This window comes from Eubacterium album, assembly GCF_025336545.1.
Classification (GTDB): Bacteria; Bacillota; Clostridia; order Lachnospirales; family Lachnospiraceae; genus Eubacterium_U; species Eubacterium_U album.
In genome coordinates this window covers 106,935-122,056 of sequence record NZ_JAODBU010000008.1, presented here as the reverse complement: position 1 = coordinate 122,056, position 15,122 = coordinate 106,935, and the positions used below count along the sequence as shown (strand labels likewise).

The window sequence follows — 15,122 nt, the reverse complement described above, 5'->3', positions numbered from 1 at the left end:
TCTTAAACCTCTATTATAATAATACCGTTCATAGCTTTTTGCAAATAATTTTTTCTTTTTATTTTGTTAAGCATTTGTTACATATTTACTACAACTGAGTAAGAAAGAAAAAAGAGTAGGAAAACCTACCCTTTTTTCTTATATATTATTTATAAATTATTCTTCAACTGTATCTTCTGCTTCATCAGCTACAACTTCATCATCATCTGGAAGTAAAGCCTTAATGCTTAAGCTGATTTTCTTGTTTTCTTCATCAAAGTCAACAATCTTAGCTTCGATTTCTTCACCAATCTTTAAAACATCAGATGGTTTTTCAACATGCTGCTTAGCAATCTGAGATACATGAAGAAGTGCATCTACACCTGGTTCAAGTTCAACGAATGCACCAAAGTCTGTCATTCTTGCAACTTTACCTGTAACAATTGCTCCTACTGCATATTTTTCTTCAGCATTAGCCCATGGATTTGTGTTTTCAAATTTAAGACTTAATGCAATCTTATCGCCATTAATTTCTTTAATGAATGTTGTAACCTTATCGCCTACTTTGAAAAGCTTTCTTGGATTACCAACACGTCCCCATGACATTTCAGAGATATGTAATAAGCCGTCAGCTCCACCTATATCAACAAATGCACCAAAATCAGTTACATTCTTTACAACACCTTCAACAGTCATTCCAACTTCAATCTTAGCGAATAAAGCATCTTTAGCTGCTTTCTTTTCAGCTACGATAAGCTGTTTTCTGTCACCAATAATTCTTCTCTTCTTAGGATTGAACTCGATAATAACAAATTCAATTTCCTGTCCTTCATATTTTGTTAAATCTCTTTCAAAAGTATCAGATACTAAGCTTGCAGGAATGAATACTCTTGATTCTTCAACAGCAACATTTAAACCACCGCTTAAAACCTGAACTACAGGAGCCTTAAGAACTTCCTTATTTTCAAAAGCTTCTTCTAATTTCTTGTTTACTTTTTCAGCTGCAAGTCTCTTATAAGTAACTGCAACCTGACCTTCACCATCATTAACCTTAAGTACTTTAACTGTCATTACATCACCTACAGAAATTACAGTTGTTAAGTCTGTTGGGTTATTTGAATACTCGTTACGTGTAAGAATTCCATCTGACTTGTATCCGATATTGAGAACTGCTTCGTCCTCTTTAACGCTGATAACAGTACCTTCAACGATCTCTCCTGTATGAATTGTTTTTAATGATTCTTCCAACATTTGTTCAAAACTCATTTCTGACATATAGTATGAACCTCCTCTATTATATTGTTTGGGGTGGAAGCCCCCGCTGTAATACCTATAGACTCTATTGTTTTTAATTCACACAAGTCCAGATCTTCTACAGTCTGTATATAATAAGTGTTTTTGCACTCATTTTTGCATATTTCATATAGTTTCTGTGTGTTCGAGCTGTGCTTTCCGCCAATAACAATCATGGCATCAACACTTGAAGAGACCTTTCTGGCCTCAACTTGTCTTAAGTGAGTCGCATTACATATTGTATTCACAACATTTATATAATAACCTTTTTTTTCTATAATTTCAACTAAATATTGAAATTTATTGTAATTAAATGTCGTCTGACTAACTATACATATTTCTTTATCTAGTGGAATATTTAATTTATTTATGTCTTCTTCAGAATTAACTACATAACTTTTTCCATTAACCCATCCTTTTATGCCTTCTACCTCAGGATGTATATCATTTCCAACAATAACTATAATTTTGCCGTTTGAGCTTTCTTCCTCAACAATTTTATGAATTTTTTTAACAAATGGACATGTAACATCTACAATATTCATTCCCATTTCTTCTATTTTCGTATATACATTTTTAGATACTCCATGTGAACGTATAATTACTGTCCCAATTTCTTTTTTTGACAGTTCTTCTAATGAATTCACAACTTTTATACCTTTTTGTTCCAAGTCCTCAACAACCTGTTCATTATGGATAATCGGGCCATAAGTATATATAGGTTTATCACTCTTACTTGCTTCTTCATATGCTCTGTTTACAGCTCTTTCTACTCCAAAGCAAAATCCTGCATTTTTAGCAACAGTTACTTTCATTGCTACCTCTCATTTTTTAATTTAATAATTTCTTTCACTACTTCATCAATTGACATGTTTGAAGAGTCTACCAAAACAGCATCCTCAGCCTGAGTAAGTGGGGAAATTTCTCTATGCATATCTCTATAGTCTCTATCAATTATATCTTTTTCTACTGTATCAATATCACAATTTACACCTTTTTCAACAAGTTCTTTGCATCGTCTTTCTGCTCTTGTTCTTGAACTTGCAGTAAGATAAATTTTTAAATCTGCATTCGGTAAAACTGCCGTTCCAATATCTCTTCCATCCATAACAACATCATTTTTTGCAGCAAGCTCTCTCTGCATTTCAACCATGTTTTCTCTTACTTTTTCATATACTGCTATAGCAGATGTCATATTGCCAATCTCTTCGCGTCTTATTTCTAAACTAACATCTTCTCCATTCAAATATACTTTCTGTGTTCCGTTATCATATCCTAATGTAACTTCAATATCATCAAGTTTTGCAATTACTTTTTCAGATTCATCTGCTTTAATTCCTGCTCTAAAACATGCCAAAGCTATTGTTCTATACATTGCCCCTGTATCAACATAAATAAAACCTAATTCCTTAGCAACTATTTTTGCTATTGTGCTTTTTCCAGCTCCTGCTGGTCCATCAATTGCTATATTGTACATCTTTCTTCACCCGGCTTTAAGCCGCCTTTCTTTTCTTTATTTCAAATGGCAAATACCATATTATATTCACGTTACCAATCACATATGCTATTTCCGGCTAAATATCCTGTAGACCACGCAATTTGCAAATTGTATCCGCCTGTCATTGCATCTAAGTCTAAAACTTCACCAACAAAATATATTCCCGGTTCTTTTTTTGACTCCATTGTTTTTGGATTAATTTCATTAACGGATATACCGCCTTTTGTAATTATAGCCTCATTATAATCTCTAAGACCATTTACATGAAGAGTCATCTCTTTTATTGCATTAACCAGTCTTTCTCTTTCTTCCTTTGTAATTTCATGTACTTTTTTGTACGGATCGATATTTGCATTATCAATAATAATCGGAATCAATTTTTTAGGCAACAGTTTATCTAATGAATTATTCAAATTTCTATTAATGTTCTCTTTAAAATCTTTTAATATTCTTTTGTCTAATGTGTCGTTATCTAGCGCCGGTTTCAAATCAATTACGATTTCACAATTTTGAGGATTTATTTTATCTGCTATGTAGCAACTCGCACTTAAAATAAGTGGTCCACTTACTCCAAAATGAGTAAATAACATTTCTCCCTGATCCGAGAAATACATTTTATCATTATTATATACTGAAACTTTAACATTTTTCAAAGCTAATCCCTGCAATTCCCTACAATAACCCTCAGTTATATTAAACGGAACTAATGACGGATGCGTTTCTATAATAGTATGTCCAAATTTTTTTGCAAATTTATATCCATCTCCGGTACTTCCTGTTGTCTTATATGATAAGCCTCCGGTAGCAATTATACATTTGTCTGCAATTTCATATTTTTTATTATTTAATTCAATTTTAATTTTATTGTCATTTTTTTCGACAGATTTAACTTCAGTGTTTAATCTTATCTTTACACCTGCATCTTTCATTAACTTGTTCAATGCGTATATAATATCTGACGATTTATCGCTTTCAGGAAAAACCCTGTTTCCTCTTTCTATTTTAAGTTTTATTCCGGCACTTTCAATCAAATTCATTACTGCTTCACTATCAAAAGTACTGTATGCACTATATAAAAATTTCGAATTATTTATAATATTTTTAAAATGATTCTCTATGTCTGATGCATTTGTTACATTACATCTTCCTTTTCCGGTTATAAAGATTTTTTTGCCTAATTTTTCATTTTTTTCAAATAACGTTACATCATTTCCGTTATATGCAGCAGCAATAGCAGCCATCATTCCGGCAGCGCCACCACCAATTATCATTACTTTACTCATAAGTCTCCTTAACTTATAAAGAGAGGCAGAATAACTGCCTCTCTTCTGCACAAATTATATTTATACCGGATATGCTCCGTTTTCTTTGTCTGCTACAGATAGATCAACCTTTGTCTGCTGAGCTTCTCTGTATTCAAAGAATTCTTTTGCAACCTGTGGGAATAAAGCGTATGTTAATACGTCTTCATCCTGCTGTTTCCACTGAGCACATTCTTTTTCGAACTTATCAAGTGAAGGCTCAAGTAAATCAGCCGGTCTGCATGTAATTGGTTCTTCATCACCAATTGCCTTTTTCTGTACTTCTTTATCAAATGGTTTTACAGTCTGACCATATTTACCTGCAAGAAGATCTTTTGCCTGCTGGTTAATCATCTTGTATCTTTCTCCCATAACGACATTAAGAACAGCCTGTGTACCTACAATCTGGCTAGATGGTGTAACAAGAGGTGGTTCACCAAAGTCTTTACGTACTCTAGGAACTTCTTCAAGCACCTGATCAAATTTATCTGAAGCACCCATTTCATCCAACTGTGAAACTAAGTTAGATAACATACCACCAGGTACCTGATAAATTAATGTGTTAATATTAACACCCATTACCTTTGGATTTAATAATCCGTTTGCAAGGCACTCTTCTCTATATGGCTTAAAGTAATCAGCAACTTCTTTTAATAATTTCTGATCTAATCCTGTGTCATATTCTGTACCCTTAAATGTTTCAACCATAACTTCTGTAGCAGGCTGAGCTGTTCCCATTGAGAATGGTGAAATAGCTGTATCGATGATATCACATCCTGCTTCTACAGCCTTTAAGTATGTCATTGAAGCTACACCTGATGTGTAATGTGTATGAAGGTCGATAGGAATATCTGTTCCTTCTCTTAATGCCTGAACTAATTCTGTTGCCTTATAAGGTGTAAGAAGTCCGGCCATATCCTTAATACATAATGAGTTTGCACCCATATCTTCAATTCTTTTAGCTGTTTCTTTCCAGTAGTCAAGAGTATACGCATCTCCTAATGTATAAGAAAGAGCTATCTGTGCATGACCTTTTTCTTTATTTGCAGCTTTAACTGCAGTTTCAAGGTTTCTAAGATCATTTAAGCAATCGAATATTCTAATTATATCAATACCGTTTGCAATAGATTTCTGAACAAAATATTCAACTACATCATCTGAGTAATGACTGTATCCTAAAATATTCTGTCCTCTGAATAACATCTGTAATTTAGTGTTTTTAAATCCATCTCTTAACTTTCTAAGTCTTTCCCATGGATCTTCTTTTAAGAATCTAAGTGATGCGTCAAATGTAGCACCGCCCCAACACTCAACTGAATAATATCCAACCTTATCCATTGTATCAATGATAGGAAGCATCTCTTCTGTTGGCATTCTTGTTGCGATTAATGACTGATGAGCATCACGTAATATTGTTTCCGTAATTTTTACCGGTCTTTTTTCTGCCATTATTTTATCCTCCATAAATATTAAATACCAAATATTGCCATAAATGTACCTGCAGCTACTGCAGTACCAATAACGCCTGCAACATTAGGTCCCATAGCATGCATTAACAGGAAGTTTGTAGGATCCGCATCAGCGCCGACTTTCTGAGAAACTCTGGCTGCCATAGGAACGGCTGAAACTCCGGCTGAACCAATTAACGGATTAACTTTTCCATGTGTTGCAACGCACATTAATTTACCAAATAATACACCTGCAGCTGTACCAACAGCAAACGCAACTAATCCTAATATTACAATCTTAATTGTACTCATATTTAAGAATGCTTCTGCACTTGTTGTGGCACCAACACTAGTACCAAGTAAAATAACTACAATATACATTAACGCATTTGATGCTGTTTCCTGTAACTGTTTTACTACACCTGATTCTCTAAATAAGTTTCCTAACATTAACATACCTACTAAAGGTGCTGTTGTTGGTAAAATCATTACTACTACTATAGTAACAACGATTGGGAATAATATTTTTTCAAGTTTAGAAACAGGACGTAACTGTTCCATTTTGACTTTACGTTCCTTTTCAGTTGTTAAAGCCTTCATAATAGGTGGCTGAATAATTGGAACTAACGCCATATAGGAATAAGCCGCTACAGCGATTGGTCCCATAAGTGCTGTCTGCCCAAGTTTACCTGCTAGGAAAATTGATGTAGGTCCGTCAGCTCCACCGATAATAGAAATAGCTGCGGCTGCCTTTCCACCAAATCCCATAAATATTGCTAAGAAATATGCTGAATAAATACCAAACTGTGCTGCCGCTCCTAAAAGGAAACTCTTTGGATTTGCAATTAACGGACCAAAGTCTGTCATCGCACCTACTCCAAGGAAAATAAGCGATGGCAAAATACTCCATTCATCCAAAATATAGAAGTAATAAAGTAATCCACCGGTTCCGTTTGCTGAATCCTCAGGATGAAGCATGATATCAGGGTACATATTTACTAAAAGCATACCAAAAGCAATAGGAACCAATAATAATGGTTCATATCCTTTTTTAATTGCTAAATAAAGGAAAACACAAGCTACCAAAATCATTATGTAGTTTCCTGGTGTCAAACTCATAAATGCTGTCTGGTTAAGCAAATTTTCCAATGTATCTAAAACATTCATATGTTACCTCCAAGTCTGACTAAAAGGCCATTAGTTTAATGATGCGATAACTGCACCTGCTTCAAAGCTGTCTCCAACTGCAACGCTAATGCTTGCAACTGTACCATCTTCCGGAGCTACAACTGTGTTTTCCATTTTCATTGCTTCGAATACTAAAACTGTATCGCCTCTTTTAACAGCCTGACCTACATTTGCACTGATAGATAAAACTTTACCAGGCATAGGTGCTGTAATCTTAACTGAACCTTCTGCTCCGCTTGCTGCTGGTGCTGCTGCAGGTGCAGGAGCTGCCTTAGCTGCAGGTGCTGCTTTTCTAACTGGAGCTGCACTTGGTGTGCTTCCAGTTTCTTCAACTGTTACATCATATACATTTCCATTAACTGTAATTGTATAATTCTTCATTTTATTTCCTCCTAAATAATTCATAAGTATCTAGCGTTTTCTTATAGAACGAACTACAAATCCGTCTGTTGTTGTGTTTTCGCTCGCTGCAATTGCCGCTGCAATTACTGCAATAAGTTCCGCATCATCAGATACCGGTTGTTCTACAACAGGAACTGAAGCCTTTGACTCTGTTGCTGTTTCTTTATTTTCTTCTGATTTCTTATTTTTACCAAAAGAATCAATGATTGACGGAATAAATTTAAATAATGAAATAATTGCTGAAATGAAAATTAAAACAGCAAATACTGTTCCCATTCCCATTACTGTATTTAAAGCTGCCTGTTCCATTTTTTCACCCATTGAATAAATAGGGTCAAAAGACAAGCTTGTCATAATATATCCATTATCGCTTTCTTCAAATGTAGAAGTAATATTCACTTTTCTATCTTCAAACTGTATCACTTCAGTTACGGCTAATTCGCCATTCTGTTCATTTATAGCAAAATCAGAAACTGAATCTGTAGCCTTACCACATTCGTCTGCTAATTTATTCCAAGATTCTACAGCTGACTTATACATTCCTTCTTCTTTTTTGAATGTAGCAGTTTCGTCATCAACAGGTTCTTCCTCTCCCTTAGAGATATCGGCAACCTGAGTTTCTAAATAAGCACGTACATCCTGTGCATTGTAAGAAGCCTTATCATCACCTTTTCCACAACCTGCAAAACATACCATCAGACAAGAAACGATACAAAACAATTTTATTATTTTTTTCATGTTTCTCTCCTTATATTATACTGTGCCGTGTTTTTTACCTGGACGATTCTCATATTTTGTATAGAGCATTTCAAATGCGCCAATAACATATTTTCTTGTATCAACAGGTTCGATTATGCTGTCAACATATCCTCTGGCAGCTGCTGACATTACATTAGACTGTAATTCGTTATATTCTTTAGTCTTTTCATTGATAATTACAGATGCATCATCTGCCTTTTCAATTTCGTCAGCATACATAATCTGTACTGCACTCTTAGCATCCATCATTCCAACTTTAGCTGTTGGCCATGCATAAACAACATCTGCTCCAATTGCCTTGCTGTTCATTGCAACATATGCGCTTCCCATTGCATTTCCAATTAAAATATTTACTTTAGGAACTGTTGCATTAGCAAATGCGTATACAAGTTTAGCAGTTGCTTTAGCACCATGTTTTTCCTGACACATTGTTGCCTTAAATCCATCAACATTTGTTAATGTTAGAATTGCAATTCCGAATGCATCGCAAAATTCAACAAATTCTGCAGCCTTCTTACATCCACCAACTGTTAATTTAGCTTCGTATTCAGCAGCAACATTCATATCATCATCATATACTTTTGTTCTGTTTGCAACTACACCTACTGTTGCTCCGTTTACTTTAATAAATGCTGTAAGCATTTCAGGAGCATATGCTTTTTTAACTTCGAATACATAACCATTATCAGAAATATTTGAAATTGCAATTAATGTATCTTCAACGCAATTTTCCATTCCTTCACATGCTCTGTTTAAATCGTCTTCACATTCTTCTTCATAATCAGCCTTTTCATTATTTGATGGAAGTATAGAAACTAAGTCTCTGATTTCTTCAAATATTTCTGATTCTGTACCTACAAAATCAACTGTACCGCTTTCGCTCTGGAATTTAGCAGAAGCACTATCACATACTTCTTTACGGTTTTCATTAATTGCGTTAGGTGAGTTAACAAATAATTCTGCCTTTTCACCTTCCATAAATGTGAAATCTCCCATTGAAGAAACAACGCTTAATCCACCACCACAGCTACCAAATACTGCTGTAATCATTGGAATAACGCCTGAAGCCATTGCCTGCTTTAAGTAAATTTCTCCAAATGCATTTAATCCATCAACAGCTTCCTGAAGTCTTAAACCTGTGCTGTCCACAAGTCCAATTACAGGCGCACCTGTCTTCATAGCCATATTATAAAGATTAACTATTTTCTTTGCATGCATTTCTCCAACTGATCCACCAATAACTGATGCATCCTGGCTATAAATGTACACAAGTTTACCGTTGACAATACCATATCCGGTTATTACACCATCAGATGGAGTATCGTTGGTTTTGATGTTGAAATCTGTACTTCTAGCCTTAACTAAAGCTCCAATTTCAACAAAACTGTTATCATCAAGAATAGATTCAATTCTCTGTCTTGCTGATACTTTTGCTGTTGTACTCATAATCAGTCCTCCATTTTATTATAATTTACACACAGTAATCTGTGTGTTACAACCAAATTTCTGCCTTATATAGATTATACTGTTTTCAGTCAAATATCAAGTTATTTTTCCAAATATTTCTAGGCAGTTTTTATTCTATTTTTAACCCATTCATCATTAATAGGTTTAAAATCCTCTTCAACAAAGTATACGTTATACCAAACAAGGAAAACGTAAATTGTCCAAATCTTTCTACTGTTATCTGCTTTGTCTGCTTTGTGGTCTTCTAATAATTTTACAAGTAATTCTGTATTGAAGTATTTATTTGCAACATCACTTGTAAACATTTCATATACTTTATTGTAATATTTATCTTCTTTTAACCAAACTCTGATTGGAACCGGGAATCCAAGTTTCTTTTTATTGGCGGTAGCTTCCGGTAAATGTCTTTTGGCTGCAATTCTAAAAGCTCTCTTTGTAGCTTCTTCATTACATCTAAAATCTATTGGAAGTTTCTTTGCATAATCAAATACTTTTACATCAAGGAACGGAACTCTTGATTCAAGACAATGAGCCATACTCATTTTATCTGCTTTAAGTAAAATGTCGCCCTGTAACCAGAAATTTGTATCAATATACTGCATTTTAGCAATATCATTTAAGCCTTCTACTTTTTTATATGTTGAAGCCACAATATCTTTAGGTGGAATATGAGTAATTGGATGTTTCAAATACTTTTCCCTTTCTTCAACTGAGAACATATTGGCATTTCCAATAAATCTTTCTTCAACATCTTTACTGCCTCTGATTATAAAATCTCTTCCCTTTATATCAGGTAACTTTTTAGCTATAGCTGCGAGTCCTTTTCTAAGTCCTTTTGGAAGTTTCTGATATCCTTTAAGAGACAAAGGTTCATGATAAATATTATATCCACCAAAGAACTCATCAGCACCCTCACCTGAAAGAACAACTTTAATCTGTTCTGCAGCGACCTGATCAACAAAATAAAGTGCTATACATGAGGGATCTGCTAAAGGCTCATCCATATAATACATAACTGTAGGAATTGAATTAAAATACTCATCACTGTCAATTGTTTTATTATAATTTTCCTTGCCTAATTCTTTTACAAGACTTTCGGCATATCTGATTTCATTATATTTACTGTTTTTATCAAGAAATCCAACTGTAAATGTCTTCTTACCCGGAAATTCCGAAACGACATAACTTGAATCAACACCACTTGACAAAAGTGAACCTACCTCTACATCAGCAATCATATGAGCGTTAATTGTATCTTTAACAACATTCTCAATTTCACCTACTGTTTTTTCTAAATCTCCACTTTCTGCCGGTTCCATCATTGGATCAAAATATCTTTGGACTTCAAGTTTTCCATCTTTAAATATAAGGTAATGTCCTGCCGGCAGACGATATATTCCTTTAAAGAATGTTTCAGGAAGAACAGAATACTGAAAACTTAAATACTGTTCAAGAGCTTCTTCATTAACTTCTTTTTTAAATCCCGGAAATTCTAATATTGCTTTTGTTTCAGAACTAAATATAAAGTTATCATTAAACAATGAATAATAGAATGGCTTTATGCCAAAGTGATCTCTTGCACCAAACATAAGTTTTTTATTAGTATCCCAGATAACAAAAGAAAACATTCCTCTTAATTTTCCAAGTAATTCTGTACCATATTCTTCGTATCCATGTATAAGACATTCTGTATCAGAGTCATTTGCAAATGTATGTCCTTTAGCAATCAAATCCTTTCTGATTTCTAAGTGATTATATATTTCACCGTTAAATACAATTGCAATATCGCCTGTTTCATTATACATAGGCTGTGCGCCATGACTTAAATCAATAATGCTAAGTCTTCTATGCCCAATAGCCACATCATTGTCTACATACATACCTTCATCATCCGGTCCTCTGTGTGCTATCTTATCCATCATAGTTTTAAGAACATCTCTGCTGTTATTTACTTTTCCTGCAAATCCACATATTCCACACATATCAATCTCTCTTTCGTCTTATTTATAATATTTTCTTTACTTCATCTTCATTGATAATTTCATCAATAAGAACTCTCTCATCCATCGGATATTTTACACCTTTAATTTCCTGATAATCTTCATGTCCTTTTCCAGCAAGAACAATAACATCTCCATCATTTGCATTAACAATAGCGTATTTTATTGCTTCTTTTCTATCCGGAACTACAACATATTCTCCATCAGCTTTCTTAATTCCCGTAATAATATCATTTATAATATCCATAGGTTCTTCAAATCTAGGATTATCAGATGTAACAATTGTTAAATCTGATAATTTAGATGAAACTTCTCCCATTTCAAATCTTCTTTCAGTTGAGCGATTTCCACCACAGCCAAATAATGTAACTATTCTTTTCGGATTATATTCTTTAAGACTCGTAATTAAACTTTCTAAACTCATAGCGTTATGAGCATAATCAATCATTAATGTAAATCTCTTTGAAACCGGAATAATTTCAACTCTTCCCTTAACTTTTACATCAATCAAAGCCTTCTTAATATCTTCAATGCTGTTAGTAAAATGTTTGCATATAGCAATAGCACATAATGAATTATATACACTAAATTTTCCGGGTATATGAATTTCTACAGGGAATGATAATTCTCCTGATAAATTATAAGATACGCATAAGCATCCCGGTTTTGTAAACAATTCAATATCATTAGCCTTAAGATCACATTCATTATCAATGCCGTATGTTTCAATATCACATGTATGACCATCTAATATCTTATCTAAGAAGTCCGCATCTGCATTTATTATTCCATGTTTGCATTGTTTTAAAAGCAATCCCTTACAATGTGCATATTCGTTAAAATCTGCATGTTCATTAGGACCGATGTGATCTGGTTCTATATTTGTAAAAACTCCATAATCAAATTGAATTCCTGCAACTCTGTTTTGTTTTAATCCTTGAGATGATACTTCCATAACAACACATTCGCATCCCTCTTCAACCATCTTTGCAAAACTTTGTTGTACAACATATGATTCAGGCGTTGTGTTGCTTGCAGGTATTTTTTTATCTCCAATAATTGTTTCTATTGTTCCAATTAAGCCTGTTTTTATTCCAACACTTTCTAATACCTGACGTATCATATATGTAGTTGTTGTCTTTCCTTTAGTTCCTGTTATTCCAATTGTTTTTAATTTATTAGCAGGATATCCAAAATAGGCAGCAGACATATAAGCTAGCGCTTTTCTGTCGTCATTAACTTTTACAACAGTTATATTTTCAGGGACCTTAACTTCATCAGTAACTATTAAAGCCGTAACTCCTTTTTCAATTGTCTGTGGTATAAATTTATGCCCATCTACGCCTGTTCCTTTTATGCACACAAACACATCATCTTTCTGTGCCTTTCTTGAATCATACACTATATTATTTATATCAATATCTAAATTGCCCTGTACAAGCACATATTCTATATCTGTGAGTAAATCTGATAATTTCATATTATTTCCCATGCATAGACTTAACAGTCTAATGTTCCTTTCATTTTATATATCATATTCTCCCGTAAAAACAACTCTTGCAGGTCCTGTCATATATACAGTATTTTCATCCTGATTATATTCAATCTCTAATTCTCCACCTAATAGTTTTACTGTTACCTTATTTTCTGTAAGCCTGTTTAACACACTTGCAACTACGCATGCGCAAGCTCCTGTTCCACATGCAAAAGTTTCACCTGAGCCTCTTTCCCACACTCTCATTTTTACTGTCTTCTTATCAATAATCTGAATGAATTCCGTATTTACTTTATCCGGGAAAATTTCATTATTTTCAAACTTAGGTCCGATTTTTTCTATTTCAAGATTATCTGTATCATTTATAAATGTAACTGCGTGAGGATTACCCATTGAAACGCATGTTATGTTAAATGTCTTTCCATCTACCTTTACAGGCTTATTAATCATCTTTTCATCGTCATATTTAACCGGTACTTTATCACACTCAAGAATTGGTGCTCCCATATTTACTCTGACAGTTTTAACTTTTCCATTTTCAACATTTAATTTTAAAGTCTTAATTCCTGATAAAGTTTCAACTGTTATTACATCTTTATCTGTCAGGTTAAAATCATAAACATATTTTGCAACGCAACGGATTCCATTTCCACACATCTTTCCTTCTGAACCGTCAGCATTGTACATACACATTTTAAAATCAGCTACTTCTGATGGATTAATTATTATAAGTCCGTCTGAACCTATTCCAAAATGTCTGTCACTAACTGCTATAGCAACTTCATTGGGATTATCAATTTTTTCTTCAAATCCGTTTACGTAAACATAATCATTTCCGCAACCTTCCATCTTTGTAAACTTCATAAACTCTCCTGTTCTTCCTGCTACTTTTAATCAATAGTAAGAGATTGTATCTATTAATATCAATTTGTTTATTATAAAATATACTATTTTTTTTAAAAACAAATTTGGTATAAATATACCACATATAAATATTAAAGTAAAACATTTTAATTTATATCATTGGCGTTTAAAATCTTGTATATCACTACACCTATTCCATTTAAATTAAAGAAAAAAATGTCAAAAAAAATTTTTTTAAACAATATTTAAATTCATACTTTTTAATATTTTGTTTTGCCTTAATCTCTATAGCTTTTATTTTAATATTATTTACATATATATTTTCGTATCCAACAACTTCATTCTTAAAAATTGGTGCATTCTTTTTGGTTATTACTATCTTTTTATCAACTTTATCGTCATTTCTAAGCAGCAATCCAAATTTTTCATTCGTATATGTATTTAATATATTTTCTACCCCATTCCTAACATCGTATTTAACAAAATCATTCTGTATATCGACTATTTCTTTATAATTATAATTTTCACCATATTTCATTAAGCTTAAAGTGTCATTCCATTTATATCCTTTATTAGGTGGCCATCCACATGCAAGAACACATGAAATTAGTTTTTTATTTTCATTTTTTAAAGCACCTACAAAACAATATCCTGCATTTCCTGTAAATCCTGTCTTTATACCTATTGCATCACTCATTTTATCTAGAAACGCATCTTTATTACTTACAGAAACTCTTCTTCCGTTTTCGCTTGCAAAAGAATAGTTTCTTGTATTTGTGATTTTTACAAACAGTTCATTATTTGTTGCATACATGCCTAAAAGAGCCATATCGTAAGCAGTTGAATATTGATTTTTGGCATCAAGCCCATTTGGTGTAACAAAATTTGTATCCTTCATTCCAATATCTTTTGCTTTAATATTCATTAACTCTGCAAATTTTTCAACACTTCCAGCTATATGCTCAGCGACTGCTACAGCGACATCATTATATGACTCTAACATCATTGCGTATAGTAAGTCTTCAAGTTTATATTTATCTTTTGAGTCTAAATGCATTTTAACCTTTGGCATAGCTATCGCATAATCAGACGGAGTAACCATATCACCAAGATTTCCATTTTCGATTACTATTATACATGTCATAATTTTAGTCGTGCTTGCCACAGACACTTTATTGTGTGCAGATTTTTCATACAAAATTCTACCTGAGTCCCCATCTATTAAAACAGCAGACTTTGCGTATTTTACTACTTTTTCCTCATCAGCATTTATTTTACAAATACAAAGTATATTACATGCGATAATTATCGTTATACAAAAACTTATCAATCTATAAATACTTTTTTTAGACATAACTCCCCCTGGTCATATTTTACATACTAATTAAAAAAATAAAGAAGCCAGATTTATATTCCAGCTTCTTTGCT

13 protein-coding genes are annotated in these 15,122 nt (G+C 33.2%); all 13 read right to left on the bottom strand.

The window, feature by feature from the left end:
• Positions 1–156 precede the first annotated feature (156 nt).
• The 13 genes from rpsA to N5B56_RS09320 all read right to left on the bottom strand — a co-directional run bounded on the left by rpsA (position 157) and on the right by N5B56_RS09320 (position 15,048).
• A complete protein-coding gene (gene rpsA, locus N5B56_RS09380) occupies positions 157–1,254 on the bottom strand; it encodes a 30S ribosomal protein S1 (RefSeq protein WP_117909480.1) in 1,098 nt (365 codons plus the stop codon).
• The gene (gene ispH / locus N5B56_RS09375) at positions 1,242–2,087 is read right to left on the bottom strand and encodes a 4-hydroxy-3-methylbut-2-enyl diphosphate reductase (protein WP_260978797.1); all 846 of its coding nucleotides are present in this window, start codon (positions 2,085–2,087) and stop codon (positions 1,242–1,244) included. The genes rpsA and ispH overlap by 13 nt, the downstream gene beginning before the upstream one ends.
• A gap of 2 nt (positions 2,088–2,089) precedes the next feature.
• Positions 2,090–2,749 carry a (d)CMP kinase gene (cmk, locus tag N5B56_RS09370; RefSeq protein ID WP_117909484.1) on the bottom strand — a complete coding sequence of 220 codons (660 nt, stop codon included), beginning with the start codon at positions 2,747–2,749 and terminating at the stop codon, positions 2,090–2,092.
• Positions 2,750–2,820: 71 nt separating this feature from the next.
• A complete protein-coding gene (locus N5B56_RS09365) occupies positions 2,821–4,053 on the bottom strand; it encodes a BaiN/RdsA family NAD(P)/FAD-dependent oxidoreductase (protein ID WP_117909486.1) in 1,233 nt (410 codons plus the stop codon).
• A gap of 60 nt (positions 4,054–4,113) precedes the next feature.
• A complete protein-coding gene (locus tag N5B56_RS09360) occupies positions 4,114–5,520 on the bottom strand; it encodes an oxaloacetate decarboxylase subunit alpha (RefSeq protein ID WP_260978796.1) in 1,407 nt (468 codons plus the stop codon).
• A 20-nt stretch (positions 5,521–5,540) separates the two neighbouring features.
• On the bottom strand, positions 5,541–6,686 hold the full coding sequence (locus N5B56_RS09355; protein ID WP_022088370.1) for a sodium ion-translocating decarboxylase subunit beta: 1,146 nt from the start codon (positions 6,684–6,686) through the stop codon (positions 5,541–5,543).
• 30 nt (positions 6,687–6,716) lie between these two features.
• Positions 6,717–7,088, bottom strand: coding sequence for a biotin/lipoyl-containing protein (locus N5B56_RS09350; protein ID WP_022088369.1), 372 nt, complete (start codon positions 7,086–7,088; stop codon positions 6,717–6,719).
• Between the two features lie 30 nt (positions 7,089–7,118).
• Positions 7,119–7,847 carry an OadG family protein gene (locus N5B56_RS09345; RefSeq protein WP_022088368.1) on the bottom strand — a complete coding sequence of 243 codons (729 nt, stop codon included), beginning with the start codon at positions 7,845–7,847 and terminating at the stop codon, positions 7,119–7,121.
• A gap of 15 nt (positions 7,848–7,862) precedes the next feature.
• Positions 7,863–9,314, bottom strand: a complete 1,452-nt coding sequence (locus tag N5B56_RS09340) for an acyl-CoA carboxylase subunit beta (protein ID WP_260978795.1) — start codon at positions 9,312–9,314, stop codon at positions 7,863–7,865.
• Positions 9,315–9,433: 119 nt separating this feature from the next.
• Positions 9,434–11,317 (bottom strand): asparagine synthase (glutamine-hydrolyzing), encoded by a 1,884-nt coding sequence (gene asnB, locus N5B56_RS09335; protein WP_022088366.1) that lies wholly within the window; start codon positions 11,315–11,317, stop codon positions 9,434–9,436.
• A 22-nt stretch (positions 11,318–11,339) separates the two neighbouring features.
• Complete coding sequence (locus N5B56_RS09330; RefSeq protein WP_260978794.1) at positions 11,340–12,815, bottom strand: UDP-N-acetylmuramoyl-L-alanyl-D-glutamate--2,6-diaminopimelate ligase; 1,476 nt, start codon at positions 12,813–12,815, stop codon at positions 11,340–11,342.
• 45 nt (positions 12,816–12,860) lie between these two features.
• A complete protein-coding gene (gene dapF / locus N5B56_RS09325; protein WP_260978793.1) occupies positions 12,861–13,694 on the bottom strand; it encodes a diaminopimelate epimerase in 834 nt (277 codons plus the stop codon).
• A 199-nt stretch (positions 13,695–13,893) separates the two neighbouring features.
• Positions 13,894–15,048 carry a D-alanyl-D-alanine carboxypeptidase family protein gene (locus tag N5B56_RS09320; RefSeq protein ID WP_260978792.1) on the bottom strand — a complete coding sequence of 385 codons (1,155 nt, stop codon included), beginning with the start codon at positions 15,046–15,048 and terminating at the stop codon, positions 13,894–13,896.
• Positions 15,049–15,122: the final 74 nt, after the last annotated feature.

Coding starts and splice junctions, on each gene's coding strand:
- N5B56_RS09350 (WP_022088369.1), bottom strand. CDS start 7,088: ATGAAGAATTATACAATTACAGTTAATGGAAATGTATATGATGTAACA.
- N5B56_RS09340 (WP_260978795.1), bottom strand. CDS start 9,314: ATGAGTACAACAGCAAAAGTATCAGCAAGACAGAGAATTGAATCTATT.
- N5B56_RS09345 (WP_022088368.1), bottom strand. CDS start 7,847: ATGAAAAAAATAATAAAATTGTTTTGTATCGTTTCTTGTCTGATGGTA.
- dapF (WP_260978793.1), bottom strand. CDS start 13,694: ATGAAGTTTACAAAGATGGAAGGTTGCGGAAATGATTATGTTTACGTA.
- N5B56_RS09365 (WP_117909486.1), bottom strand. CDS start 4,053: ATGAGTAAAGTAATGATAATTGGTGGTGGCGCTGCCGGAATGATGGCT.
- N5B56_RS09360 (WP_260978796.1), bottom strand. CDS start 5,520: ATGGCAGAAAAAAGACCGGTAAAAATTACGGAAACAATATTACGTGAT.
- ispH (WP_260978797.1), bottom strand. CDS start 2,087: ATGAAAGTAACTGTTGCTAAAAATGCAGGATTTTGCTTTGGAGTAGAA.
- N5B56_RS09320 (WP_260978792.1), bottom strand. CDS start 15,048: ATGTCTAAAAAAAGTATTTATAGATTGATAAGTTTTTGTATAACGATA.
- cmk (WP_117909484.1), bottom strand. CDS start 2,749: ATGTACAATATAGCAATTGATGGACCAGCAGGAGCTGGAAAAAGCACA.
- N5B56_RS09330 (WP_260978794.1), bottom strand. CDS start 12,815: ATGAAATTATCAGATTTACTCACAGATATAGAATATGTGCTTGTACAG.
- N5B56_RS09355 (WP_022088370.1), bottom strand. CDS start 6,686: ATGAATGTTTTAGATACATTGGAAAATTTGCTTAACCAGACAGCATTT.
- asnB (WP_022088366.1), bottom strand. CDS start 11,317: ATGTGTGGAATATGTGGATTTGCAGGAAAAGTAAATAACAGCAGAGAT.
- rpsA (WP_117909480.1), bottom strand. CDS start 1,254: ATGTCAGAAATGAGTTTTGAACAAATGTTGGAAGAATCATTAAAAACA.